The sequence below is a fragment of the Streptomyces sp. NPDC048523 genome, from assembly GCF_043199815.1.
Taxonomy (GTDB): domain Bacteria; phylum Actinomycetota; class Actinomycetes; order Streptomycetales; family Streptomycetaceae; genus Streptomyces.
On record NZ_JBICWQ010000007.1, the window covers coordinates 54,726 to 77,394 of the forward strand.

Consider the following 22,669-nt stretch of genomic DNA (forward strand, 5'->3'; position numbering starts at 1 on the left):
CAAGGACGACCATGCCCGACCGGAAAGGCGCCCGGCGCCGCCTCGGCTCCATACGTCTCTCCCTCATCATGCTGGCGCTGGTGCCGAGCGTCACGCTTGCGGCGATGTGGGGTGTGACGACCACGCAGTTGTTCTCCGAGGGCCTACGGCTGCGCTCGCAGACCGACCTGAGCAGGTCGACCGGTGCGATGGGCACCGAGGCCACCCTCGCGCTGCAGGGGGAACGCGCGATGTCCGCCGCCCGGCTGGCCAGGGTGCCCGGTTCCCGGGCCGCCCTGGACGAGAAGCGGGCGGCCACGGACGCGGCGGTCGCCAAGCTGGTGGGGCGGTCCGAGGAGATCCAGCGGGCGCCGGCGCGCATCGCCGACCAGCTGTACTCCGTCCTCGGCTCGGTGGGCAGCCTGGAGTACTACCGCGACCAGGTGGACCACCCCACCGACATCACCGCCGAGCAGGCCCTGGACCAGTACACGTCGATCATCGACGCCCAGATACACGCCTTCCAGCAGCTCTCGCAGGTCGACGACGGTGACCTCACCTCGCAGGCCGGGCCGCTCGTCGCCCTCGAGCACGCGGCGGAGCTGACCTCGCAGGAGGACGTGGCGCTCACCCTGGCCTGGCCGTCCGGGCATCTCGACGAGAAGGCCTGGGAGAACTTCGTCCAGCTGGTGAACACGCGCCGGTGGCTGGTCCAGGACCAGATCGTGCCCGCGCTGAACGGCAGTGCGAAGACGCAGACCGAGCGGATCCTGGCGAGCGCGGACTGGCGGACCCTGACGGCGGTCGAGGACCAGGTCCTCGCCGCGCGGCCGGCCGCCGGCACCGGGCGGGTGGCCCTGCCGGACGCGGGCAAGCGGTGGACGGCCGCGATGGAGAAGGTCTCCGTCCGCTACACCGGCCTGATCCGGCAGCAGACCTCCGCTCTGCTGACCCGGAGCGCGGACAAGGCGCACGAGCAGCTGCTGACGGCGGCGTCGCTGAGCGCGGGCGGTCTGATCGCGCTGCTGATCTGCCTCGTCATGTCCTGGCGGATCACCCGCTCGCTGTCCCGGCGGCTGCGGGGCCTGCGGGAGGCCACACTGGGCCTCGCCCAGGACCGGCTGCCGGACGTGGTCGCGCGGCTGGAGCGGGGTGAGAAGGTCGATGTGGACCGGGCCGCACCGGAGTTGGACTACGGCTCGGACGAACTGGGCCAGGTGGCCAAGGCGTTCAACGCGGCACAGCGCACGGCCGTGGTGACCGCCGTCGAACTCGCCGACACCCGGCGGGGTTTCCAGAAGGTGATCCTCGGGATCGCCCGGCAGAGCCAGAACCTGGTCAACCTGCAGCTCAGCCGCCTGGACACGCTGGAACGCGAGCACCAGGACCCGGACGTGCTGTCGGGGCTGTACGAACTCGACTCCACGGCCAGCCAGTTGCGGCGGTACGAGGAGAACCTGGTCATCATCAGCGGCGGGCAGCCGCGGCGCAGCTGGACCGAGCCGGTCGCGCTGATCGACATCCTGCGCAGTGCGGTGGGTGAGGTCGCCGAGTACCAGCGGGTGGAGGTGCACACCGAGGAGGAGGTCTGCCTGGCCCCGCCCGCGGTCGCGGACGTGATCCATCTGCTGGCCGAGCTGATAGAGAACGCCACGCTGTACTCCCCCGCGCCGAGTCCGGTCGGGGTACGGGCCGGGCTGGTCGCCAAGGGGCTGGCCGTCGAGGTCGAGGACCGGGGCCTCGGCATGTCGGAGGACGAGTACGCCGCCTTCAACGCCCACTTGGCCCAGGCCCCCAAGTTCGACGTGGTCGCCCTCGCCGACGACCTTCGCCTCGGCATGTTCGTCGTCGCCCGCCTCGCCAACCGCCACGGCATCCAGGTGACCCTGCGCTCCTCGCCGTACGGCGGAACGACGGCGATCGTCCTGATCCCGCACGAGATCGTCGTACGGGAGGAGGACCAACCGGAGCCGGAGGGCCGGGGCGAGGTGACGGGAGCGGCCAGCGCGGGGGTGACGGCCGGGGAGACGGACGCGGCTACGGCTCCCCCGACCGGTACGGAACGTACGACGGACTCGGCGGAGTCGGTGGGTGTGCCGGACGCGGAGTCGGCGGCCGGGGCCGGGTCCGGGCGGACGGGGCCCCGGCCGGACCCCGTGGCGCCTGAGACCGGCACCCTCCGTCCCGGCGGCCTCACCCCGCTCCCCCGGCGGGTGCCGCAGACCAGTCTCGCCGTCGAGCTGCGTGAGGAGGCCTCGGCCGTTCGCGAGGAGGAGGACGCCGACGAGTTCACCGCGGACCACGCGGCCTCCTCGCTGGCCGGGTTCCAGCGCGGCACGCTGCGTGCCCGGGACGAGGACGACCCGCTCGACACCCCCGAGGAAGTGTGCACCGCCGACACGAACGGTCCGCCCGTCGCCGCCCGTACTCCCCACACCGATCGCTCATGAAGGACATGCCATGACACGCCCCACCCCCGCCACGCACACCCAGCTGGACCAGCTGCTCACCGGACTCGTGGAGCGGGTCGCCGACGTGACGCAGGCGGTCGTGCTCTCGGAGGACGGGCTGGTCGTCAGCAAGTCCACCGGGTTCCTGCGCGACGACGCCGAGCGGCTGGCGGCGACCGCGTCCGGTCTGATGAGCCTGAGCAAGGGCGTCAGCATGGACTTCCGGGGCGGCCCGGTGCGCCAGGCGCTCATCGAGATGGCCAACAGTTTCCTCGTCCTCACCTCCGCGGGGCCCGGCGCCCACCTCGTCGTCCTCACGGGGCCGAACGCCGATGTCGGGGTCGTCGCGTACCAGATGAACATGCTGGTGAAGAAGATCGGCGAGCACCTGAGCGCGGCACCACGGGCCGGCATCGGCCCCACCGGCGGGTGAGGTGACCGACAGTGACGCGTCCGGCCGGTTGGTGCGACCGTTCGCCCTGACCGGCGGACGGACCCGGCCCAGCCGCGCCGACTTCACCCTCATCACGACGGTGACCGCGGTCGATCCGCCGCCGGAAGGGGCCCCGCGGCCGCAGGCCGAGCAGACCCGCATCCTGCGCCGGTGCGCCCGCCCGGTGGCCGTGGCGGAGCTGGCCGCGCTGCTCGACCTTCCGGTCAGCGTGGTCGTGATCATGCTGTGCGATCTGCTGGAAGCGGGCCTGATCACCGCGCGCCCGCCGCGCCCGGTCTCGCCCCGCTCCCCGGACCTGGACCTGCTGCAGAAAGTGAGGGAAGGCCTTGGCCGGCTCTGACACGCTCGCGACCGGGGCAGCCGGTACTCCCGCGGCACCCGACACCGTCAAGATCCTCATCGCCGGGGGCTTCGGCGTCGGCAAGACCACCATGGTCGGGTCGGTCAGCGAGATCACCCCGCTGCGCACGGAGGAACCCCTCACCGTCGCCGGCCTGGGCATCGACGACCTCGCGGGGATCGAGGAGAAACGGGCCACCACCGTGGCCATGGACTTCGGCCGGATCACCATCAGCGACGAACTCGTGCTCTACCTCTTCGGCACCCCGGGCCAGCAGCGGTTCTGGTTCATGTGGAACGACCTCGCGGTCGGCGCCCTGGGCGCGGTCGTCCTCATCGACGTCCGCCGCCCGGAGTCGAGCTTCGCCGCGGTGGACTTCTTCGAACGCCGGCGCATCCCCTTCGTCGTCGCCGTGAACGGCTTCGAGGGCCGGCACCCCTATCCGGCCGAGGACATCAGGGAGTCCCTCGCCCTCCCGGAGGACGTTCCGGTGGTGCTGTGCGACGCTCGGCGCCGCGAGTCGTCCCGGGACGTGCTGATCGCCCTCATGGACCTGCTGATCGCCGCGGCCGTCGAATAGCGGCGCCTCACTCGTCCGGCCCGGTCAGCTCCGCGTCGGAGGAGGGGATCAGCCGGGCGCCGAGGTCCGGGTCGGGCATCTCGCGGTCGAAGGGGAACATCGGGCGGCGGATGCGGTGGTGTCCCAGACGCGGCAGGTCCTGGTCGACGCCGCCCGGGGTGAGGGCCATCTTCCAGTCGGCGGCCATCGCGAACAGCTCGGGCTCCAGGTACCCGATCTTGACAAGGACGACGTCCGCCTCGCGCGGCGCCAACTCCAGGTCGGTGAAGTCGTGTTCGTGGTGGTACGGCTTTCTCAGCCGCGTCAGGATCACGTACACGCTCCCCACCCGCAGCACCGCCTCGGTCACCGCGTGCGCGTCACCGTGCCGGATCGCGTGCACCACCCCGGTCAGGGTGAGCGGGCCCGCGTGCCGGTCGTCCACCTCGGCACCCGCGGTGACGGTGACCGTGGCACCGACGCCGGCCTGTACGGCCGTATCGACGGCACAGGGGCCCGGCAGCGAGGCGTAGACGGCCACAGGGCCCGAGGGATCCTGGAACTCCGGGCGGGCCAACACCTGTCGCAGCCCCCATGTGACGTCACCTGCGCCGCCCGCCGTCGGGTTGTCCCCGGTGTCGCTGATGAAGTACGGACGCTTCGGGGAAGCCAGAGCCGCGTCCAGGCACTCCTCCAGCGTGCCGGTCGGGGCGACGAAGCCGAAGTCGTGACGGGCCTTCCAGAAGCCGCGGGCGAGCCGTTCGGCACCGGTCGTCACCGCGTCCACGGACGCACCCGTGACGACGACGGCGGCCCGGTTGCGGGGCTCGTCCGCCCACGCGTAGCCGACCCAGATCGCCGCGTCGGTCACTCCGTCGGTCGCCTCGACATCCGCCACGGCCGCGTAGACGCTCTTCGCCGGCTCGATCCGGGTGGAGGTCTGCTCGCCGGCCAGCAGCACGGGCACCGGGATCCATGCCTTGACCGGGCGGGGCGCGCCGCTCGTGAGGTGGTCCACGAGGTTGCGGGCGGCCCGCTCCTTGGTCTCCGTCTCGTCCTCGTGCGGGGCCATGCGGTAACAGGTGATCAGGTCGGTGCGGTGGACGAGTTCGCGCGAGACGTTGCCGTGCAGGTCCATGGAGGCGGAGATGATCGTGTCCGGGCCGGTGATCTCCCTGATGCGGAGCAGGAGTTCGGCCTCGGCGTCGTCCAGGCCCTCCACGGTCATCGCGCCGTGGATGTCGTACCAGAGGCCGTCGACGGGGCCGATCTCCTTCAGCCGGTCCAGGAGTTCGGCGGAGAGGTCGGCGTAGGCGCGGGCCGTCACCGTGCCGCCGGGCAGCGACTTGCCGACGAGGGCGCCCCGCCAGGTGGCGGCGTGACGCAGTGGCCGACCCGGGGCGAGGAAGGGGTAGCGGGTGAGGACGTCGTCGCCTCGCAGGGGGTGGAAGGCGGAGGCCTCGGTGCGGGCCGGGGAGAAGGTCGAGGACTCGATGCCGAGGCCTGCGACGGCGATGACGGGGCGGGATGAAGGCACGGTTGCTCCAGGTCCGTTGATGTCTGCGAGTTCGTCGTGGCCGGTCGTGCTCCTAGAGGCCTCCGGTGACCGTCCGCATCGCCTGCGCCAGCGCCCGCTGCAAGGCGAACTGCCCCGCCCCCGCCAGCCCCGCGTCCGCGCCCAACGACGTGCGCTCGATCACCAGGTGCTGGGTCACCAGGGGGTGGCAGCCCTCGTACAACTGGCTCCGTACAGCGGCGACGAACGGCTCCAGGGTGGAGAGGATGCCGCCCAGATACACCGCGTCCGGGTTGAAGAAGTTGACGTTGGCGGCGAGGACCTGGCCCAGGTAGCGGCCGGCCTGGCGGACCGCGCGGGTGGCTTCGGGATCGGCATCCGTGGCCAGCCGTACGACGTCCTCGGTGGTCCCCACCCGCAGGCCCCGCTCCCGCAGGATCCGGACCAGTGCCGCACCCGAGGCGACCGTCTCCAGGCAGCCGGTGTTGCCGCAGGAGCAGGGGGTGTCCTGGGCGGCCTCGACGCGGACGTGGGTGATCTCCCCCGCCCCGCCGGTCGCGCCCCGGTACAGCCGTCCGTCGGCGATGATGCCCGCGCCGATTCCGGAACCCACCTTCACCATGATCGACTGCCGGTGCTCGGCGGGCCGGACGCTGTGCTCGCCGACGGCCATGCAGTTGGCGTCGTTCTCGACGGCCACCGGCACGGCGAGGCGTTCCTCGAACCAGTCGCGCACGGGGAAACGGTTCCAGCCGGGCATGCGCGCGGGCAGGGTCACCAGGCCCGGCTCCACGTCGACCGGGCCCGGCAGGCACAGGCCGACGCCCCGCAACCGACCTGGGCCGTGCCGGTCGATCAGGGTCTGCAGCGTGTCCGCCAGGCCGGGCAGCGCGGCCTCGGGGCCGTCCGCCGTGGCGAACGGGACGGTCGACACGTCGGTGAGGCCGCCCCCGGGGTGGACGACCCCCACGTGCGCGTGCTTTCCGCCGATGTCGGCCGCGACCGCGAACCCGTCGCTGCCGCCGAGCCGCAGCACCTTGCGCGGCCGCCCGCCGGTGGAGGACCGGGTGCCTTCCTCGGCGACCAGGCCGTGGTCCAGCAACTGGCCGACCGCGAACGACACGGTCGAGGGCGCGGCACCCAGCAGCGCGGCGAGTTCCGTACGGGTCGACGCCTGCCCGGAGGCAAGGAGTTCGAGGACGCCCTCGGCCAGCGAGGAGAAGCCGGTGCCGTGCCGTCGGGGCGGTTGCCGGTGCGGTGGCGGACTTTTTTCAAGCATGGTCGAAGTTACTCCCGAATTCGACGGCCCAGGCGTTGAGCGTAGGCCCGAAAACCCTCTCTGTGCTTTTTCCAGAACAGCAGAAACAGACTTTTTACAGCGGCACGCCTATTTCTTCCAACAGACGAGGCGTTCACTGGCTCCACCCCCGCTTCCGCCTCCCTGTGCCCCTGGAGCAACCATGTCCCCTGCCCGCACGAGACTTATCGCCGGTGCCGCCGCCCTCAGCGCGGGCACCCTGCTGCTCACCGCCTGTTCGGGGTCGAGCGGCTCGTCGTCGTCCTCTTCGCACGACACGATCGACTACGCGCTGCCGGCGAACTTCACCCCGAACTGGATCCTGCCGATCGGCACCGCGGCGCACCTCAACACCAACAACATCTCCATCGCGAACACGCTGTGGGAGCCGCTCATCGCCTACGACGGCTCCACCGGCAAGATCGGCTGGAACAAGGCCGGTTCGGTCGCCACGGCCGCCGACTTCGCCGCCGGCAACAAGAGCGTGACGATCACTCTCGGCGACCGGCACTGGAGCGACGGGAAGCCGATCACCTCGGCGGACGTGAAGTTCTGGTTCGACCTCATCAAGGCGAACAAGGCGGCCTGGGCGGGCTACAACCCCGGCAAGGCGCCGGACAACTGGACGTCCTTCAAGACGGTCGACGACCGCCACTTCACGATCACCTTCGACCGGGCCTACAACCCGCAGTGGATGCTGGCCAACGAGCTCAACTCCATCACCCCGCTGCCGCAGCACGTCTGGGCCGGGGGCCGGGACGCCAAGCAGGCATGGACGTACCTCAACGACGCGGCGAAGAACATCTCCGGGTACGCCTCGAATCCACTGTGGAAGACCATCAGCGGCCCCTACGCCGTCAAGTCCTTCTCCACCGCCGGGAAGGTGGTCCTCACCGCCAACAAGAAGTACGACGGCGGCGAGAAGGCGAACATCCCCACGGTGAACCTGCTCCCCTTCACGACCGCGGACGCCGAGAAGAACGCCCTGCGTTCCGGCAGTGTCGACTACGGCTACATCGAGGCCACCGACCTCGACCAGAAGGACAGCTTCACCGCACAGGGCTACAAGGTGCAGCCGTGGTCGGGCTGGGCGATCACCTACATGCCGTACAACTTCAACAACCCGGCGGTGGGCGCGGTGTTCAAGCAGCTCTACGCCCGTCAGGCCATCCAGCACAGCATCGACCAGACGGCCCTGTCGAAGGTCGTCTTCAACGGGACGGCGACACCCGGATACGGTCCCGTCCCGCAGGGACAGGCCTCGGACTTCCTGTCGCCCACGCAGAAGGCCAACCCGTACCCCTTCTCGAACGCCACCGCCAAGTCCCTCCTCACCGGCCACGGTTGGACCGAGCAGGGCGGGGTGATGACGTGTGCCGAGCCCGCGAAATGCGGTGCGGGTGTCGCCAAGGGCACGAAGTTCGAGATGCAGGTGCTCTCGCAGTCCGGCTCCGCGGTCACCGACAACATGATGAGCGCGATCCAGTCCTCGCTCGCGAAGACCGGCATCACGTTCTCCATCAAGACGGCTCCGGTCAACTCGGTGCTCTCGCAGACCCCGCAGTGCACCTCGGGACAGTCCATCTGCAAGTGGCAGCTGAGCTTCTTCGGCACGGCGGGCAGCTGGTACTTCAACGCCTTCCCGACCGGTGACTCGCTGTTCCAGAGTGGCGGCGGCTCCAACTTCGGCAAATACTCCGACCCGGCCGTCGACAAGCTCATCTCCGCCACCACGACGTCGAGTTCGAACCAGGCGATCCAGGACTACAGCGCGGCCCTCGCGAAGGACCTGCCGGTGATCTGGCTGCCCGAGCCGGACTACCAGATCTCCGTCGTCAGGAACGGGCTCGGCGGCTTCTCCCAGGACTCCCTCGCCAACTTCCACCCGGCCCAGTGGAAGTGGACGGACTAGTGGACACGGCCGTCTACCTCGTCCGCCGGTTTCTTCAGGCCCTCGCCGTGATCCTGATCGTCACGATCGTGGTCTTCTGCCTGCTGCACGCGCTTCCCGGGGGCCCCGCACGCGGAATCCTCGGGCCGCAGGCGACGGCCGGGCAGATCGCCGCGTTCAACCACGAGCAGGGGCTCGACCGGTCCCTGCCCGTGCAGTACGTCCTGTATCTGCGCGAGTTGGTGCAGGGGGATCTCGGCACGTCGTACACGCTGAACGAAGCGGTCTCCCGGCTGATCGAGCAACGGTTGCCGAAGACCCTGGTGCTGACCGTGCTGTCCGCGATGGTCGGGCTGGTACTGGCCGTGCCGTTGGGCATGTGGCAGGCGGTGCGGCGGAACAAGCCGACCGACTATGTCATCACCACGCTGAGCTTCGTCGCGTATTCGACGCCGGTGTACTTTCTGGGGCTGCTGCTGATCCTGCTGTTCACGCAGACGCTCCGGTGGTTCCCCTCTCAGGCGCCCCAAGGGGACACGCTGGGGCAGGTGCTCGCGGATCCCGCGGGGCTGGTGCTGCCCGTGGTCACGGGGGCCGCGTCCATGGTGGCCGTGTTCAGCCGCTATATGCGGGGCGCGACGTTGGAGAACCTCTCCGAGGACTACGTGCGGACCGCTCGGGCGGGGGGTGCGGGGCAGTACGCGGTGCTCTTCCGGCACGTTTTCCGCAACTCGCTGACGCCGGTGGTGGCGATGCTCGGGTACTACGTGCCGGTGCTGTTCGGAGGCGCGCTGGTGGTGGAGCAGTTGTTCAACTACCCGGGAATGGGGCTGTTGTTCTGGTCCGCGGCTCAGTCGTCGGACTATCCGGTGCTGCTCGGGTGTGTGCTGGTGATCTCGGTGGCGACTGTTGTGGGGACCTTGCTCGCGGATGTGGTGCAGCGGGTTGTGGATCCTCGGGTGAAGGAGGGGCGGGCGTGAGTGTTCAAAGCGCGGGCCGGTGGGGGTTGATCGCGCCCCGCGGCGGAGCCGCAAAGGGGCGCAGCCCCGCGCCCCTCAGAGCGCGCTTCGCGCGCAATCGGCTTGCGGTGGCCGGGGTCGCTGTCGTCGTTCTCTTCCTGCTGTTCTGTTTCATCGGGCCGCTGGTGTACGCCACCGATCAGACCCACACCGACCTCACCCAGGTCAATCTCGCCCCCAGCGGCTCCCATTGGCTCGGTACCGACGCCGTCGGGCACGACCAGCTCGGGCGGCTCATGTACGGCGGACAGGTGTCGTTGCTCGTCGGGCTGGCGGCCGGGCTGCTGGCCACCGTGATCGGGACGCTGTGGGGTGCCGTCGCGGGGTATGCGGGCGGGTGGGTCGATGCCGTGATGATGCGGGTCGTCGACGCGGGCATCGCCATTCCCGCGCTGTTCATCCTGCTGGTCGTCTCCGCCATCACCAGTCCCGGCCCGTCCGGGTTGATCGTGGTGCTCGGGCTGGTGTCCTGGCTGGTGCCGTCCCGGCTCGTGCGGGCCGAGACGCTCACGTTGAAGAACCGGGACTACGTGCTGACCCTGCGCGCCACCGGCGGCACACACGGGCGGGCGATCCGACGGCACATCCTGCCGAACGCGGTCTCCACGATCGTCGTCGCGGCCACCTTCCAGATCGCCGACGCGATCCTGCTCATCGCCTACGTGTCGTATCTGGGCCTCGGTGTCCAGCCGCCGAGGACCGACTGGGGCGGCATGCTGTCGGCCGGCCTGACGGCCGCGTACTCGGGGCGCTGGTGGCTGATCGTGCCGCCGGGTCTCGCGATCATCCTCGTCGTGTGCGCGTTCAACGCGATCGGCGACGGGCTGCGGGACGCCTTCGACGTGAGGGGACGGGCATGAACATCCTGACCATCGAGGATCTCGGGGTGACCTTCTCCACCGAGACGGGCGACGTGCCCGCCGTACGCGGGGTCTCGCTGCACGTGCGGCCCGGGGAGACGCTGGCGCTGGTCGGCGAGTCGGGGTCCGGCAAGTCGACGGTCGCGCTCGCCGCGATGGGGCTGCTGCCGGGCACCGCGCGCGCCTCGGGGCGGATCGCGGTCGACGGCACGGACATCGTCGGGGCACCGGAGGCCTCGCTCGTCCGGCTGCGGGGGCGGACCGCCTCCATGGTGTTCCAGGAACCGGCCACCGCTCTCGACCCGCTCACCCGGGTCGGTGCCCAGATCGCCGAGGTCGTACGGAACCACCGGGACGTGTCCCGGTCCGAGGCCGCCCGGGAGGCGGTCGAGCTCCTGCGTCGCGTCGGGATTCCCGAGCCGGAACGGCGGGCCTCGGCGTTCCCCTTCCAGTTGTCGGGCGGACAGCGGCAGCGGGTCGTCATCGCCATGGCGATCGCCAACTCACCGAGCCTGCTGATCGCGGACGAGCCGACCACCGCGCTGGACGTCACCGTGCAGGCCGAGATCCTGGATCTGCTGCGGCGGCTGGCGGCCGACTCGGGCACCGGCGTCCTGCTGGTCACGCACAACATGGGTGTGGTCGCCGACTTCGCGGACCGGGTCGCCGTGATGCTGCGGGGCGAGGTCGTGGAGACGGGGCCGGTGGAGGAGGTGCTGCTGCGGCCCACGCACGCGTACACGCGGGGACTGCTGGCGGCGGTGCCTCGGCTGAGGCTCAGCGGCGAGGACGCTCCTCCGGCCGATGAGCCCCCGGTGGTGCGACTGCGTGACGTGTCGGTGCGGTTCGGGCGTGTCCGGGCCCTGGACGGGGTCTCTCTCGACGTCCGTCCCGGTGAAACCGTCGGCCTCGTGGGCGAGTCCGGGTCGGGCAAGTCGACGGCGGCCAGGGTCGCGCTCGGGCTCGTCGCGCCCGCCTCCGGCTCGGTGTCGCTGTTCGGGACCGACCTGGGCCGGGTCAGGGGCCGACGGCGGCGGGCCCTGCTCTCCGGTGTGGGTGTGGTGCTCCAGGACCCGGTGGCCTCGCTGGACGCGCGGATGAGTGTGGCCGAGTGCGTGGCCGAGCCGCTGCGGGTGCACCGCAGGGGCATGTCGGGGCCCGAGCGGCGGGACCGGGTCGCCGAGGTGCTCGAACTCGTGCGGCTGCCACGGGAGTTGGCCGGCCGGGGCCCTCGTGAGCTGTCCGGTGGTCAGCGGCAGCGGGTGAGTCTCGCGCGGGCGCTGGTCCTCGAACCCCGGCTGCTGGTGGCGGACGAGCCGACGAGCGCGCTCGATGTGAGCGTGCAGCGGACCGTGTTGGAGGTGATCGCAGAGTTGCAGCGGGAGCTGGGGTTCGCCTGTCTCTTCGTCTCCCATGACCTGGCCGTGGTCCAGGAGTTCGCCCAGCGGGTCGTCGTCATGCGGGACGGGCGGGTCGAGGAACAGGGCCCGACCATGGCCACGCTGCTGCGCCCGGAGACCGACTACACCCGGCGGCTCATCGCGGCCGTACCCGTGCCGGATCCGGTGGTGCAACGCGAGCGGCGTGCCCGACGGCAGACGGAGGTCACCGCGTGAAGGTGGTCGCCGGTGTCGACATCGGCGGCACGAGCACCCAAGTGGCGCTGTGTACAACGGATCTGACCGTCGTCGACCGAATGGAGGTGCCCACCCCGGCGTCCGCGGGCGGGGGCGCGATGACCGGCGCCGCGCTGGCTGCCGTACGCCTGCTGCTCGACCGTACGCCGGCACGGCTGCTGGGTGTCGGGGTCGGGGCGGCGGGTGTGGTGGACGCGCGCGCGGGGCGGATCCTGGTGGCCAGCGACTCCTTCCGCGACTGGGCCGGGTTCGCGGTGACGTCCGCGTTCGAGGAGGCGCTCGGGGTGCCGGCGTTCCTGGACAACGACGTCAACGCGTTCCTGCGCGGCGAGGCGACGGCCGGCGCGGTCGCGGGCGAACCGCATGTGCTGGGGATGACCCTCGGGACCGGGGTCGGCGGGGCGTTGTGGCTGGGCGGGTCGCTGTACGACGGGCCGCACGGCGCGGCGGGCGAGATCGGGCACGTGCCGGGCTTCGGCGACCTGCCGTGCACGTGTGGCGGGCGCGGCCATCTGGAGACGCTGGCTTCGGGGCGGTCGATCGCGGCGCGGTACGGGGAACGGACCGGGCGGCAGCTGAGCGCGCGCGAAGTGGCGGAGTCCTGCGACCCGGACGCGCTCGCCGTGTACGAGGACGCGGGTGCCGCGGTCGCTCGCGCGCTCCTCGTCACGGCGGGGCTCCTGGACGTCACCACCGTCGTGATCGGCGGGGGCGTCAGCCGCGCCTGGCCACTCCTCGAACCGTCGATCCTGCAAACCCTGACCACCGAACCGCCGGTCAGCGGGCACCCGGTACGAGTGCTGCCCTCGCTGCTCGGCAAGGACGCGGTGACGGTGGGTGCGGCGGCCCGGGTACGGGCGGAACTCGGAATCTGACCCGCGAGAACCGGACCTGGGCGAAGTGGGAGCCGAGCCCCGGCGTCGCTCGCGTCCAGGCCAAGCACGTCGCTCGCGTCCAGGCCGGGCACGACCCCGTCGGACCGGCGCGGGTCTCCGTTGTGGGGGACCCCGCTACAGCGGAGACCCCCCGCGCCGGTCGCCGGTCAGGATCAGCCGAGGCCGTTCGTCTTCAGCCAGGCCTTCGCCACGTCCAGCGGGTCCTTGTTGTCCAGCTGGACCTGGGAGTCCATGTCGAGCAGGGCCTTGGTGTCCAGCTTGGCCGAGACCGCGTTCAGGGCGGCCACGCCCTCCTGGGAGAGACCGGACTTGTAGACCAGCGGGGTCACGTTCGCGAAGCCGAAGAGGTTCTTCGGGTCCTGGAGGACGACGAACTTCTCCTTGGTGATGGTCGGGTCGGTCGTGAAGATGTCCGCGGCCTGCACGGTGTTCTTCTTGAGCGCCGCCTGGGTCAGCGGACCGCCCGCGTCGAGGGCCTTGAAGGACTCGAACTTCAGGCCGTACTGCGACTCCAGGCCGAGCAGACCCTGCTGCCGGGTCTGGAACTCCGGCGAACCGCCGATGACCAGCTTCGGGGCGATGTCCTTGAGGTCGGCGAGGGTGGACTCGGCGGTCAGGCTGTACTTCTTCGCGGTCTCCGCGTTGACCGAGACCGAGTCCTTGTCCTCCGCGGGCGCCGACTCCAGCAGCGTCAGCTTGGAGTCGAGCTTGGCCTTGACCCCGGCGTTCACGGCCTGCGCGGACTCCTGCTTGGCGTCCTTGTCGAGGTAGGCCAGCAGCGAGCCGTTGTACTCGGGCAGGACAGTGATCGAGCCGTTCTTCAGCAGGCCGTAGGTGGTCTCGCGGCTGCCGATGTTGGGCTTGTAGGTGACCTTGACGCCCTTGGCCTTCAGGGCCTCGCCGTAGATGTCGGCGAGCAGGATGCTCTCGGCGAAGTTGTTCGAGCCGACGACCACGGTGTCGCCGGAGGCGGCGCCTCCCGTGTCCTCGCTCAGCGGGTCGGAGCTGTCGTCGGAGGACCCGCATCCCGCCAGCAGGACCGTGGCGGCGGCGAGCGCGACGGCGGCCACGCCGGGGTTCTTCCTGAGGGACCTGCGGTGTGCGGCGGTAGAAGTCACGATTCCCGTTCCGGAACTCAGGGGGATGCAAGGTGTTCGGGGCGTCCGAGAAGGGAAGCCCTTGCACTGATCCAATCCAGCCTGTTCTCCCTCAGTCAAGAGCGACCTGGTCACAATTGGCATCGGTCCGTGATCGGTTGTGAAGGAAACGCGAAACCGGCACGCGGGGTACGACTCGGGTTGTAACGGATTCTTGACTCAGGGCGGCAACAAGCGCTGTCCGAAGAGGCTGTAGTCTCGCCGCAGTTGGCGCCGGTCACACAGGCGTGCAGGAGCCACTCAGGTGTCCCTACGTACCGTCCCGTAGCGATCAGAATCGGTCAGGTGCGCGCTCGCGCGCCGTCCGAGACACCCACGAAGGAGGGCTGGTGTCCACGAACGAGGTGGACGTGTCCACCCGATCGGCACCGCCGCCGAACCGGGACGGCGCACGCGGCGACCGGGGACTGCGGGACTTCGCCGAGCGCTGGCCGTTCCGGCGCAAGCTGAACATCCTGGTGGGCGTGCCCCTCGCGGTCGTCGCCGTGCTGCTGGCCTATCTCTTCGCCGACCAGGTCGGCCAGTCCCGGGACGCGTCGGACGCGGCCCAGCTCGTGCGGGACAGCGCCGAAGTGGCCAAGCTCGTCGGGCAGTTGGAGGCCGAGCACCAGCAGGCCGTCCTGCTCTCCGTGCGCCACCAGTCCAGCTGGGACGGCCGCGCCCCCTCGCAGGCCGCCTACCGCGAGGCGCAGATCCGGGTGGACAACCAGGTCGAGAAGGTCCGCGAGGTCTTCGGCGGCCGGCTGCCGCAGGAGGAGGCCCAGGCCCTTCGCGAGGTCAACGGCCTGGAGGACCTGCGCAACACCATCGAGAAGGCCTACCTGCCCGCCGACAACATCGACCCGGCCTACAGCGACGCCGCCAAGGGCCTGATCGACGGCCTCGGGCTCGACCGCAACCCGGCCCTCGCCGCCACCTTCACCGGCAACCTGCTCGACTCGCTGCTGCGCGCCGACGCCGCGCACGGTTCCTTCGAGACCGGTGTCTTCTCCGCGACGACGGGCGACTCCAACGCCCTCATCGAGCTGATCGGCGCGATCGGCTCCTACGACGAGTACACCCACCAGGTCGAGCGCTTCGGCCGGTTCGCCACAGCCCAGCAGGCCGAGGAACTCGGCGACATCGAGCACAACACGGCCCAGGCGGCGATCGCCCGGCAGTACGCCGAGTTGCAGATCGACCCCGGCTCGCTGCAGGCGGGGACCCCGTCCGAGATCAAGGACGCCTTCCAGACGGCGCTCGACTCCTACCCGGACTACCGCGCCCAGGCCCGCACCCGGCTGAACACCACCACTTCCCTCATCGGCCAGATCGCCGACCGCGCCGACGCCGCCTCCCGCGACGCGCGCTCCAACGCGGCCTGGCTGCTCGGATCGGCCCTGCTGGGCTTCGTGCTCTGGCTCGCCTTCTCGGTCGCCGTACGACGCTCGGTGGTGCGCCCGGTGCAGGCACTGACCGGTGCCGCGAGGCAGGTCGCCGAGGTGGCGGGCCGGGAGCTCGCCCGCGTGGCCGACGACGACACCGAGGACACCGGAACGCCGCGGCTCCAGGAGATGCCGGTCACCGCGAAGGACGAGATCGGTGATCTCGCCGAGGTGTTCAACCAGGTGCAGACCACCGCGGTCGCGCTCCTCGAACGCCAGGTGCTCAGCCGCCGCAACGTCGCCGAGATGTTCGGCAACGTGGGCCGCCGCGTCAGCAACCTCACCACCCGGCAACTCGCCCTGATCGACGCGGTCGAGCGCGGCGAGACCGACCCGGCGCTCCTGGAACGCCTCTACAGCATCGACCACATCGCGGTCCGCCTGCGCCGCAACGCCGACAGCCTGATGCTGCTCGCCGGCATCCGCGAGACGGTCCTCGACTCCGGGCCGCTCGCCCTCACCAACGTGGTGCGCGCCGCACTCGGCCAGATCGAGGGCTTCCGGCGGGTCTCCCTGCAGGCCGGCACGGAGGCCATGGTCGAGCCCGACATCATCGGCGACCTCACCCTGATGGTGGCCGAACTCGTCGAGAACGCCGTGTCCTTCTCGCCCGCCGGCAGTCCCGTCGAGGTGATCGTCAAGGACAGCCACGAGGGCGCGCTGGTCGTGATCTCCGACCACGGTCTCGGCATGAGCGCCGAGCGCCTGGAGGAGGAGAACGCCCGCCTCATCCGCCGCGAGCGCCTCGACCTCGTCCCCACGAAGGTCCTCGGCCTGTTCGTGGTGGGCACACTGGCCCGCCGCTGGGACGTCAGCGTGGTCCTGTCCCGCACACCGGGAGGCGGCGTGACGGCCGAGGTGACGATCCCCACCTCCCTCCTGCTGACGATGAGCCCCGTGTCGAGTACGCCGGCGGAGTCCCGTACGGCTTCGGTGGCGGGCGTCGGTCCGGGCACGGCCACGGGTACGCGCCCGGCACCGGCCTGGGCCTCGGACACCGGCTCGCAGACGGCCCCGGATCCGGTCCGGACGGCAGCCCCTACGGCCGTACGGCCCGAGCCGGTTCAGGAGCCGGCCGCGAGCGGGACGGCCCGGGGTACGGCGGCCCCCGAGCCCGGCGTCACGGTGGCCGCCTCCGCCGACGGCGATCACGCGCCCCTCCCCCGCCGGGTCCCGCACCGCGACACGGCAGCGTCTGCTCAACTCCCCTCCCCCGCAATCCCGTTCATCCCGCAGGCCCGCACCGGTGAGGTACCCGGGAACGTCGACGGCGGCGACGGCGCCCGCCCCCTTCGCCGCCGGGTCCGTGGTGCCACTCTGCGCACCACCGTCGGCGCCGAGGCCGTACAGAAGACGGCGCCCGTCCGGCCCGCCGACGCGGAGGCCGTACGCGACGCGCTCGACGAGTTCGAGGCGGCCGTGGAGCGCGCCCACCGGGACAGTGAGACCGGCAGCCACCCCAGACCCGTACCCAGGGACGACGTGGAAACCCGTCAGACCGCATCCAACCCCCCGCACGAACAGAACCACTCCCCGGAAGGAGCGGAGCAGTGAGCACGTCCACAGGTGACACGCCTACGGAAGGCACCACGCCCGCCGACCTGCAGGCCGCCGCAGCCGACTTCACCTGGCTGCTGAACCGTTTCGCGACGGAGACCGCGGGCGTCGTCGACGCCATCGCCGTCTCCTCGGACGGGCTGCTCATCGCCGTGTCGGAGCTGCGTGAGCACGCGGACTCCGAGCGCCTCGCCGCGATCGTCTCCGGCATCACGAGCCTGGCCGCCGGAGCCTCCGGCAACTACGGCCTCGGTGGTCTCAACAAGGTCATCATCGACCTGGAGGGCGGCCATGTCCTGGTCTCCGCGATCGGCAGCGGCGCCGTGCTCGGCGTCGTCACCGACAAGGAGGCCAAGCTCGGCAACATCGCGTACGAGATGACGCTGTTCGCGAACCGCGCCGGCAGCGCGCTCAGCCCCCAGCTCGTGCTCGAACTGAAGAACAGCGTCGGCACCGTGTCGAAGCGCTGACCGAGGAGGAAGCGCAGTCATGGCGGACGGCAGCACGCCTCCGAGTCCGGAGCCGGGCGGTCCCGTGCCCGCCGTACGGCCGTTCCTCGTCACCGCCGGCCGGGTGGCACCCGATCCGTCCGGCCGGACGATGCCCGTCGAGACCCAGGTGGTGGCCACCGCCGAGGGACTCGCCGTGCTCGACCGGCTCGCCTTCGAACAGCACGACATCGTCGCCGCGTGCCGGATCCCGCAGTCCATCGCGGAGATCGCGGCCCGGCTGCGGCTGCACCTGAACGTGGTGCGGATCCTCGCCGAGGACCTGCGTACGGCGGGGCAGCTGACGGTGCACGTGCCCGACACCGACGTCACCCACGACGCCTCCGTCCTGCGCAGGCTCATCGACGGCCTGCGTGCCATCCCCGACTCCCGAGGGGTACTCCGTGACACCGACTGATCCGGCCACCCGGCCCTCGGCCGCGTCCTCCGCCGCCGTACGACCGCCGCTGCCGGTCAAGATGGTGATCGCGGGCGGCTTCGGGGTGGGCAAGACCACCGCGGTCGGCTCCATCTCCGAGATCGAGCCGCTGACCACCGAGGCCGCCATCACCGAGGTCGCCGCGGGCGTGGACGACCTCAGCCACACTCCGCGCAAGACCACGACGACGGTCGCGATGGACTTCGGCTGCATCACCGTCGACCCGACCCTGAAGCTGTACCTGTTCGGCACGCCGGGCCAGGAACGCTTCGGCTTCATGTGGGACGACCTCGTCGAGGGCGCGCTCGGCGGCCTGGTCATCGTCGACACCCGCCGCCTGGACGACTGCTACGCCGCGGTCGACTACTTCGAGCACAAGCAGATTCCGTTCGCGGTCGCCGTCAACGCCTTCGACGGCAGGGTCGAGCACACCCTGGACGAGGTCCGCTGGGCCCTCGACGTCAACGACCGCGTCCCGGTGATCGTGTTCGACGCGAGGGAGCGCGGTTCGGTACGGGACGCGCTGCTGGTCGTACTGGAACAGGCGCTGGCGCGCACGGAGGCATGACGCTCGCCTACGACAGGGGCGTACAGGCCGACAATGCCGCGCGTGCTGTTCAGCGGTGTGGGTCGTTGAACGGATCATGCAGACCAAATCGACGACGCGGCTCGATCTGCCTGCGGTGCAGCGCCAAGTAGACGGCGTGCTCGAGGACTTCCTGGCCGAGAAGGCTCGTGCGGGGGCCGGCCGGGGGCTTCCGCCGGAGGTGGTGCAGACCGTACGGGACTTCCTGACAGCGGGCGGGAAGCGGATCCGGGCGCTTTTGTGCGTCGTGGGCTGGTACGCCGCCGGTGGCCATGGTGACGTGGCGTCGGCGGTGCGGGTGGCGGCGTCGTTGGAGTTGTTCGTGGCCTTCGCGCTCATCCACGACGACATCATGGACGACTCGGCCAGCCGCCGCGGCCGACCCGCTGTGCACCGCGTGATGCGTGCCCGACTGGGAGCCGGCGAGCGGACCGAGCGGCTGGGTGCGGGCGGTGCGTTGCTGGTGGGCAACCTGGCTCTGATGTGGGCGCAGGAACTGCTGCACACCACCCCGATGGAGTCCGGCCGGCGGCGGCTGGTCCATGGGCTGTACGACGCGATGCTGGAAGAGGTGATGTACGGGCAGTACCTGGACGTCATGGGTACCGGCCGTGACGCCGATGACGTCGAGGCGGCCTTGCGGATCGTCCGCTACAAGACCGCCACCGCGACGATCGAGCGGCCCCTGCAACTGGGGGCTGCCGTCGCCGGCGCCGACGAGGCCACGATGGAGGTGTTCACCCGGCTGGGCCGGCCGCTGGGGGAGGCGTTCCAGCTGCGGGACGACCTGCTGGACGTGTTCGGCAGCGCGGACGGCGCATGCGCTCCGGGCCTGAGCGACCTGCGGGAGGGCAAGCGGACCGTGCTGCTGGCCCTGGCCCTGCGGAACGCCGACCCGGTCCAGCGGAAGCGGCTTGGCCGGCTGGTGGGCCGGGCCGGCCTTCAGGAGCGGGAAGCGGCGGAGATCCGGGCCGTCCTGCTCGCGACGGGGGCACGACAGGAGACCGAGGAGATGATCGCTTCCCGCTACGAACATGTCCTGCGCGTCCTGGACGGGGCCGGGTTCCCGCAGTCCGCGGATCGTGCTCTGCGTCGCCTGGCGGTCAGGGCCACCCGGTACACCTCCTGACCCGTGCCGCGACCACAGCAGCGTCACCGGAACCCCCGAGCAGGAAGAACTCGTGATGACCGAGCAGGTTCTCGATCGTGTCGCCGGATATGAGCGCTGGTTCAACACGCGCTTCCAGGAGTACTTCGACACGTTGAGCGACCGGCTGGACGTGCCCCCGTTCAGCCGTTTCACCCCGGAGTGCATTGACTTGCTGCGAGATTTCTCCTTGCGCGGCGGAAAACGGTTCAGGGCCGTGGCAGTGCACGAGGGAGCCCGCCTGGTGACCGACGAACCGGTCGAAGGTCTGGACGCCGCGGCGCTGAGCATCGAGCTGCTCCACACGTCCGGCCTGGTGCATGACGACGTGATCGATGACAGTCCTGTCCGCCGGGGAGGCCCGTCCACCTACTACGTCTACCGGGAGAGGTTCCCTGATCATCCGCACTCGGCGATCGGTCTGACCGTGCTCGCGGGGGACCTCGCCCTCGCCCTGTCGTTGCAGGTGTTGCTGGAGACGAAGGCGCCCGTGGGGGTGCGACAGGCCATGGTCGAGGTCCAGACCCGGGCTGCGGCGGACACGTTCATGGGCCAGATCATCGACGTCGAGCGGGACTTCATGGCCGCCCCGGACGAAGAGATCCTGCACTGCGTGTCCGACTACAAGACCGCACGCTACTCGCTTCTCGCACCCATGCAGCTGGGACTGCTGGCCGCAGGGGAACAGCCCTCCCTCTTCGAGAAGGAGCTGCGTGACTACGCCCGGCTGGTCGGCATCAGCGAAACGATGCGCGACGACTACCTGGATCTGTTCGGAGACCCTGCCGTCCTGGGCAAGCCCACCGGCGCCGATCTCCGTTCCGGCAAGCACAGTTACGCCCTCCACGCCCTGCTTGCCGCCGTTGACGGCCCGGAGCGTCGCGTGGTGGAAGCCGCGTTCGGCGATGCGTCCTGCACACCGGAGACCGTCGCCGCCGTCAGGGAGATCGGTGAACGCCGCGGTGTGGCGGACCGACTGAGAACCGACATGCACCGCCAGGCCGAGCAGGCGTCCACGGTGGCCGCCGACTGGCGGTCCCGGTGGCGGGAGGAGGCGGTCACCTTCTTCGAGCAGCTGCCGCTGTGGAGCGTCAACCGCACCAGGTGACCGGCCGCACCTACAAGGTGCTCGGTGGCGGGGCCGAGCGCGTCAGCTCCGTGACGGCCTGGCGCCAGCGTTCGGGAAGGCTGTCGGCGCCGGGAAGGGCGGTGTCGATGCGGAAGGAGACGCTGGTGGTGTCTTCGTACGTCGTCGCCGCGACGGCCAGGGGAACGCCGGGCGGGCAGCACATGATGGGGTCGATGCGGTGCACGGCAGCCCCGCCATAGTGCAGAGGACGGCGTACCACGAGGTAGGAGGCGCAGACGGTGAGCCTGCCAGGGACCGTGCTCGCGTCCACGAGGAGCTGGAGCAGCCGCCGGGGAAGCCGGGTGAGGGCCGCTCTCAGCACCGCCTTGTGTCCGGCGGACTTGAGTACAGAGGTGACGGCCGCCGTGCGTGCCAGGCGCCGGTCCACCGGCATGGTCCCGCCGGGCAGATCGATCCGGGTCAGGAACAGCCGGTTGCCGGGGGCCGCGACTTCGTCGGGCGTGCGCACGTTGACGGGGACCATCACAGGGATCGCCGTGCCGGTGGCGTGGGGCCAGGCGTCCTCGGCCCACTGGGTGATCGCGTGGACCACAGTGGCGAGGTAGACGTCGTTGACGCTGGTCCCGCCGGCGCGGGCCGCGGCACGCAGACCGGCGGAGGGTGCCTGGGCCCACAGCAGGTGGCGGCGGCTCGACAGCGGATGCGAGGCGGATTGCCACAGGCCGTGCCGGCGCGCGTGCCGCAGCAGGCTCACGGCACTGCGGGCGGTTCGGCGCAGGCCGGCCGGGGCGGGCGCGGGGAATCGAGGCAGCGGACGCGGGCCGAACAGCGTGTCCAGCACTGTGCCGATGTTGGCGCCGTCCTGAACGGCGTGGTGCGTGAGATAGAGCAGAGCGGACCCGTCGGGCACATGACCGTGCAGAAGGATCATGCGCCAGGCCGGGGCTTCCTCCGGCCACGGCTCTCTCAGCGCGAGACGCACTGCTGCCTCGAGAGCCTGCGGTTCGCCGTCGAGGTGCTGGGTGCGCAGGTGCCAGGCCATGTCCGGGTCGGCCGGCGCCCACTGTGCGGTCGGTCCGTCGCCGGTCAGGACATGCGTCAGACAGGGCAGGTCGTCCAGATGGGCGGTGACGTGCTCGCGCAGGCCGGCGAGATCGGGCACGGCGCCGGTCAGGTGCAGTACTGCCCCGATCCTCGCGTGGGCGTCCGGATGCTCCGCAAGCTGTTCGGCCTTGACCAGGACGAGATCGGCGGGACCGGGAGCCGGGAACGGGTTCATGCCCAGCACCTCACGAGGTCGAAGACGGATGAGCCGACGGCCGCGCCGATGAGGAACCCGACGCCGACCTGGCCGGCGGTGTGGCAGCGCAGCCGGATGCGGGAGCAGCCGATCAGCACCACCACGGGAGCCAGTACGAGCGACCAGGGACCGAAGACCGTCGCGAGGATGGTCAGGGCACCGGAGGCGACGGCGGAGTGCACCGACACCTTCCAGAAGAAGGTGATCACCAGGAGGGCGAGGAGAACGGCGAGCATCGCCGTCACCAGGGCCGTCACCTCGACGGGAGCATCCAGCTCATACAGCAGTACGGTGCCGGTGATGACCGAGGCCATCACTCCGGGGGCCGCCACGATGCGGTCCTGCCGGCGGCGCACATGCCGGTCTCCCCAGTACCGGCGGTGCTCGCCGAACCGCAGGATCGCCGTGGGCAGCACCGCGGTGAACACCGCCGCGACCACGCCCCAGCCGAGGCCGGCCCAGCCGTCCGTGTGCCGGCCCAGCAAGGGGGCCAGGAGCAGCATCCAGTTCCGAGGCTCGCCGCCGTCGCTGAGCAGCCACGCCCAGCGCGCTTCCGTTCGAGGCACCGCCTCCTGCACCGCCG

20 protein-coding genes are annotated in these 22,669 nt (G+C 70.8%); 15 read left to right on the forward strand and 5 right to left on the reverse strand.

All coding sequences use genetic code 11. The features are described from left to right. The first annotated feature begins 11 nt into the window (after positions 1–11). The 4 genes from ACGFWE_RS32455 to ACGFWE_RS32470 are packed head-to-tail and all read left to right on the forward strand — an operon-like array spanning position 12 to position 3,803. Positions 12–2,429 (forward strand): nitrate- and nitrite sensing domain-containing protein, encoded by a 2,418-nt coding sequence (locus tag ACGFWE_RS32455; protein WP_393603560.1) that lies wholly within the window; start codon positions 12–14, stop codon positions 2,427–2,429. Positions 2,430–2,439: 10 nt separating this feature from the next. Beyond that, entirely contained in the window at positions 2,440–2,862 is a 423-nt protein-coding gene (locus tag ACGFWE_RS32460; RefSeq protein ID WP_007385469.1) for a roadblock/LC7 domain-containing protein, read from the forward strand. A gap of 1 nt (position 2,863) precedes the next feature. Then, positions 2,864–3,223: a DUF742 domain-containing protein gene (locus ACGFWE_RS32465; RefSeq protein ID WP_352381932.1), complete on the forward strand. Its 360-nt coding sequence runs from the start codon at positions 2,864–2,866 to the stop codon at positions 3,221–3,223. Continuing rightward, on the forward strand, positions 3,210–3,803 hold the full coding sequence (locus ACGFWE_RS32470) for an ATP/GTP-binding protein (protein ID WP_352381934.1): 594 nt from the start codon (positions 3,210–3,212) through the stop codon (positions 3,801–3,803). The genes ACGFWE_RS32465 and ACGFWE_RS32470 overlap by 14 nt, the downstream gene beginning before the upstream one ends. 7 nt (positions 3,804–3,810) lie before the next feature. Here the strand turns inward: ACGFWE_RS32470 and ACGFWE_RS32475 are convergent, their stop codons facing one another. Together ACGFWE_RS32475 and ACGFWE_RS32480 are read right to left on the reverse strand one after the other, a co-directional pair. Beyond that, on the reverse strand, positions 3,811–5,319 hold the full coding sequence (locus tag ACGFWE_RS32475) for a M81 family metallopeptidase (protein ID WP_393603563.1): 1,509 nt from the start codon (positions 5,317–5,319) through the stop codon (positions 3,811–3,813). Positions 5,320–5,371: 52 nt separating this feature from the next. Next, positions 5,372–6,577, reverse strand: a complete 1,206-nt coding sequence (locus ACGFWE_RS32480) for an ROK family protein (protein ID WP_393603565.1) — start codon at positions 6,575–6,577, stop codon at positions 5,372–5,374. Between the two features lie 181 nt (positions 6,578–6,758). Here ACGFWE_RS32480 and ACGFWE_RS32485 point away from each other — a divergent pair, with 181 nt between their 5' ends. The 5 genes from ACGFWE_RS32485 to ACGFWE_RS32505 are packed head-to-tail and all read left to right on the forward strand — an operon-like array spanning position 6,759 to position 12,877. Further along, positions 6,759–8,507 carry a peptide ABC transporter substrate-binding protein gene (locus ACGFWE_RS32485; RefSeq protein WP_393603567.1) on the forward strand — a complete coding sequence of 583 codons (1,749 nt, stop codon included), beginning with the start codon at positions 6,759–6,761 and terminating at the stop codon, positions 8,505–8,507. Continuing rightward, a complete protein-coding gene (locus ACGFWE_RS32490; protein ID WP_352381942.1) occupies positions 8,507–9,466 on the forward strand; it encodes an ABC transporter permease in 960 nt (319 codons plus the stop codon). The genes ACGFWE_RS32485 and ACGFWE_RS32490 overlap by 1 nt, the downstream gene beginning before the upstream one ends. Before the next feature lie 26 nt (positions 9,467–9,492). Next, complete coding sequence (locus ACGFWE_RS32495) at positions 9,493–10,365, forward strand: ABC transporter permease (protein WP_352382541.1); 873 nt, start codon at positions 9,493–9,495, stop codon at positions 10,363–10,365. Beyond that, on the forward strand, positions 10,362–11,981 hold the full coding sequence (locus ACGFWE_RS32500; RefSeq protein WP_352381944.1) for an ABC transporter ATP-binding protein: 1,620 nt from the start codon (positions 10,362–10,364) through the stop codon (positions 11,979–11,981). The genes ACGFWE_RS32495 and ACGFWE_RS32500 overlap by 4 nt, the downstream gene beginning before the upstream one ends. Positions 11,982–11,983: 2 nt before the next feature. Next, on the forward strand, positions 11,984–12,877 hold the full coding sequence (locus ACGFWE_RS32505) for an ROK family protein (RefSeq protein WP_393603894.1): 894 nt from the start codon (positions 11,984–11,986) through the stop codon (positions 12,875–12,877). 173 nt (positions 12,878–13,050) lie between these two features. On the opposite strand, the gene ACGFWE_RS32510 is transcribed toward ACGFWE_RS32505, so the two are convergent. Continuing rightward, positions 13,051–14,016, reverse strand: a complete 966-nt coding sequence (locus ACGFWE_RS32510) for an ABC transporter substrate-binding protein (protein ID WP_352381945.1) — start codon at positions 14,014–14,016, stop codon at positions 13,051–13,053. Between the two features lie 368 nt (positions 14,017–14,384). On the opposite strand from ACGFWE_RS32510, the gene ACGFWE_RS32515 reads away from it, so the two are divergent. From ACGFWE_RS32515 to ACGFWE_RS32540, 6 genes are all read left to right on the forward strand, one after another. Then, positions 14,385–17,033 (forward strand): ATP-binding protein, encoded by a 2,649-nt coding sequence (locus ACGFWE_RS32515; protein WP_393603570.1) that lies wholly within the window; start codon positions 14,385–14,387, stop codon positions 17,031–17,033. Next, positions 17,030–17,506, forward strand: coding sequence for a roadblock/LC7 domain-containing protein (locus ACGFWE_RS32520; protein ID WP_280861873.1), 477 nt, complete (start codon positions 17,030–17,032; stop codon positions 17,504–17,506). The genes ACGFWE_RS32515 and ACGFWE_RS32520 overlap by 4 nt, the downstream gene beginning before the upstream one ends. Before the next feature lie 19 nt (positions 17,507–17,525). Further along, complete coding sequence (locus ACGFWE_RS32525; RefSeq protein WP_306975023.1) at positions 17,526–17,942, forward strand: DUF742 domain-containing protein; 417 nt, start codon at positions 17,526–17,528, stop codon at positions 17,940–17,942. Continuing rightward, complete coding sequence (locus tag ACGFWE_RS32530; protein WP_352381949.1) at positions 17,929–18,531, forward strand: ATP/GTP-binding protein; 603 nt, start codon at positions 17,929–17,931, stop codon at positions 18,529–18,531. The genes ACGFWE_RS32525 and ACGFWE_RS32530 overlap by 14 nt, the downstream gene beginning before the upstream one ends. A 136-nt stretch (positions 18,532–18,667) precedes the next feature. Further along, positions 18,668–19,678, forward strand: coding sequence for a polyprenyl synthetase family protein (locus tag ACGFWE_RS32535; protein ID WP_393603572.1), 1,011 nt, complete (start codon positions 18,668–18,670; stop codon positions 19,676–19,678). A gap of 55 nt (positions 19,679–19,733) precedes the next feature. Beyond that, positions 19,734–20,804: a polyprenyl synthetase family protein gene (locus tag ACGFWE_RS32540; RefSeq protein WP_352381952.1), complete on the forward strand. Its 1,071-nt coding sequence runs from the start codon at positions 19,734–19,736 to the stop codon at positions 20,802–20,804. A 10-nt stretch (positions 20,805–20,814) separates the two neighbouring features. On the opposite strand, the gene ACGFWE_RS32545 is transcribed toward ACGFWE_RS32540, so the two are convergent. Both ACGFWE_RS32545 and ACGFWE_RS32550 read right to left on the reverse strand, forming a co-directional pair. After that, the gene (locus ACGFWE_RS32545; protein WP_393603575.1) at positions 20,815–22,065 is read right to left on the reverse strand and encodes a hypothetical protein; all 1,251 of its coding nucleotides are present in this window, start codon (positions 22,063–22,065) and stop codon (positions 20,815–20,817) included. Next, positions 22,062–22,652, reverse strand: a complete 591-nt coding sequence (locus tag ACGFWE_RS32550; protein ID WP_393603577.1) for a hypothetical protein — start codon at positions 22,650–22,652, stop codon at positions 22,062–22,064. Before ACGFWE_RS32550 ends, ACGFWE_RS32545 begins: the two co-directional genes overlap by 4 nt. Between the last annotated feature and the right edge of the window lie 17 nt (positions 22,653–22,669).

Excerpts from the sequence above, each read along its gene's own strand:
- ACGFWE_RS32485 (WP_393603567.1), top strand. The coding sequence starts at position 6,759 with ATGTCCCCTGCCCGCACGAGACTTATCGCCGGTGCCGCCGCCCTCAGC.
- ACGFWE_RS32455 (WP_393603560.1), top strand. The coding sequence starts at position 12 with ATGCCCGACCGGAAAGGCGCCCGGCGCCGCCTCGGCTCCATACGTCTC.
- ACGFWE_RS32540 (WP_352381952.1), top strand. The coding sequence starts at position 19,734 with ATGACCGAGCAGGTTCTCGATCGTGTCGCCGGATATGAGCGCTGGTTC.
- ACGFWE_RS32500 (WP_352381944.1), top strand. The coding sequence starts at position 10,362 with ATGAACATCCTGACCATCGAGGATCTCGGGGTGACCTTCTCCACCGAG.
- ACGFWE_RS32525 (WP_306975023.1), top strand. The coding sequence starts at position 17,526 with ATGGCGGACGGCAGCACGCCTCCGAGTCCGGAGCCGGGCGGTCCCGTG.
- ACGFWE_RS32460 (WP_007385469.1), top strand. The coding sequence starts at position 2,440 with ATGACACGCCCCACCCCCGCCACGCACACCCAGCTGGACCAGCTGCTC.
- ACGFWE_RS32545 (WP_393603575.1), bottom strand. The coding sequence starts at position 22,065 with ATGAACCCGTTCCCGGCTCCCGGTCCCGCCGATCTCGTCCTGGTCAAG.
- ACGFWE_RS32480 (WP_393603565.1), bottom strand. The coding sequence starts at position 6,577 with ATGCTTGAAAAAAGTCCGCCACCGCACCGGCAACCGCCCCGACGGCAC.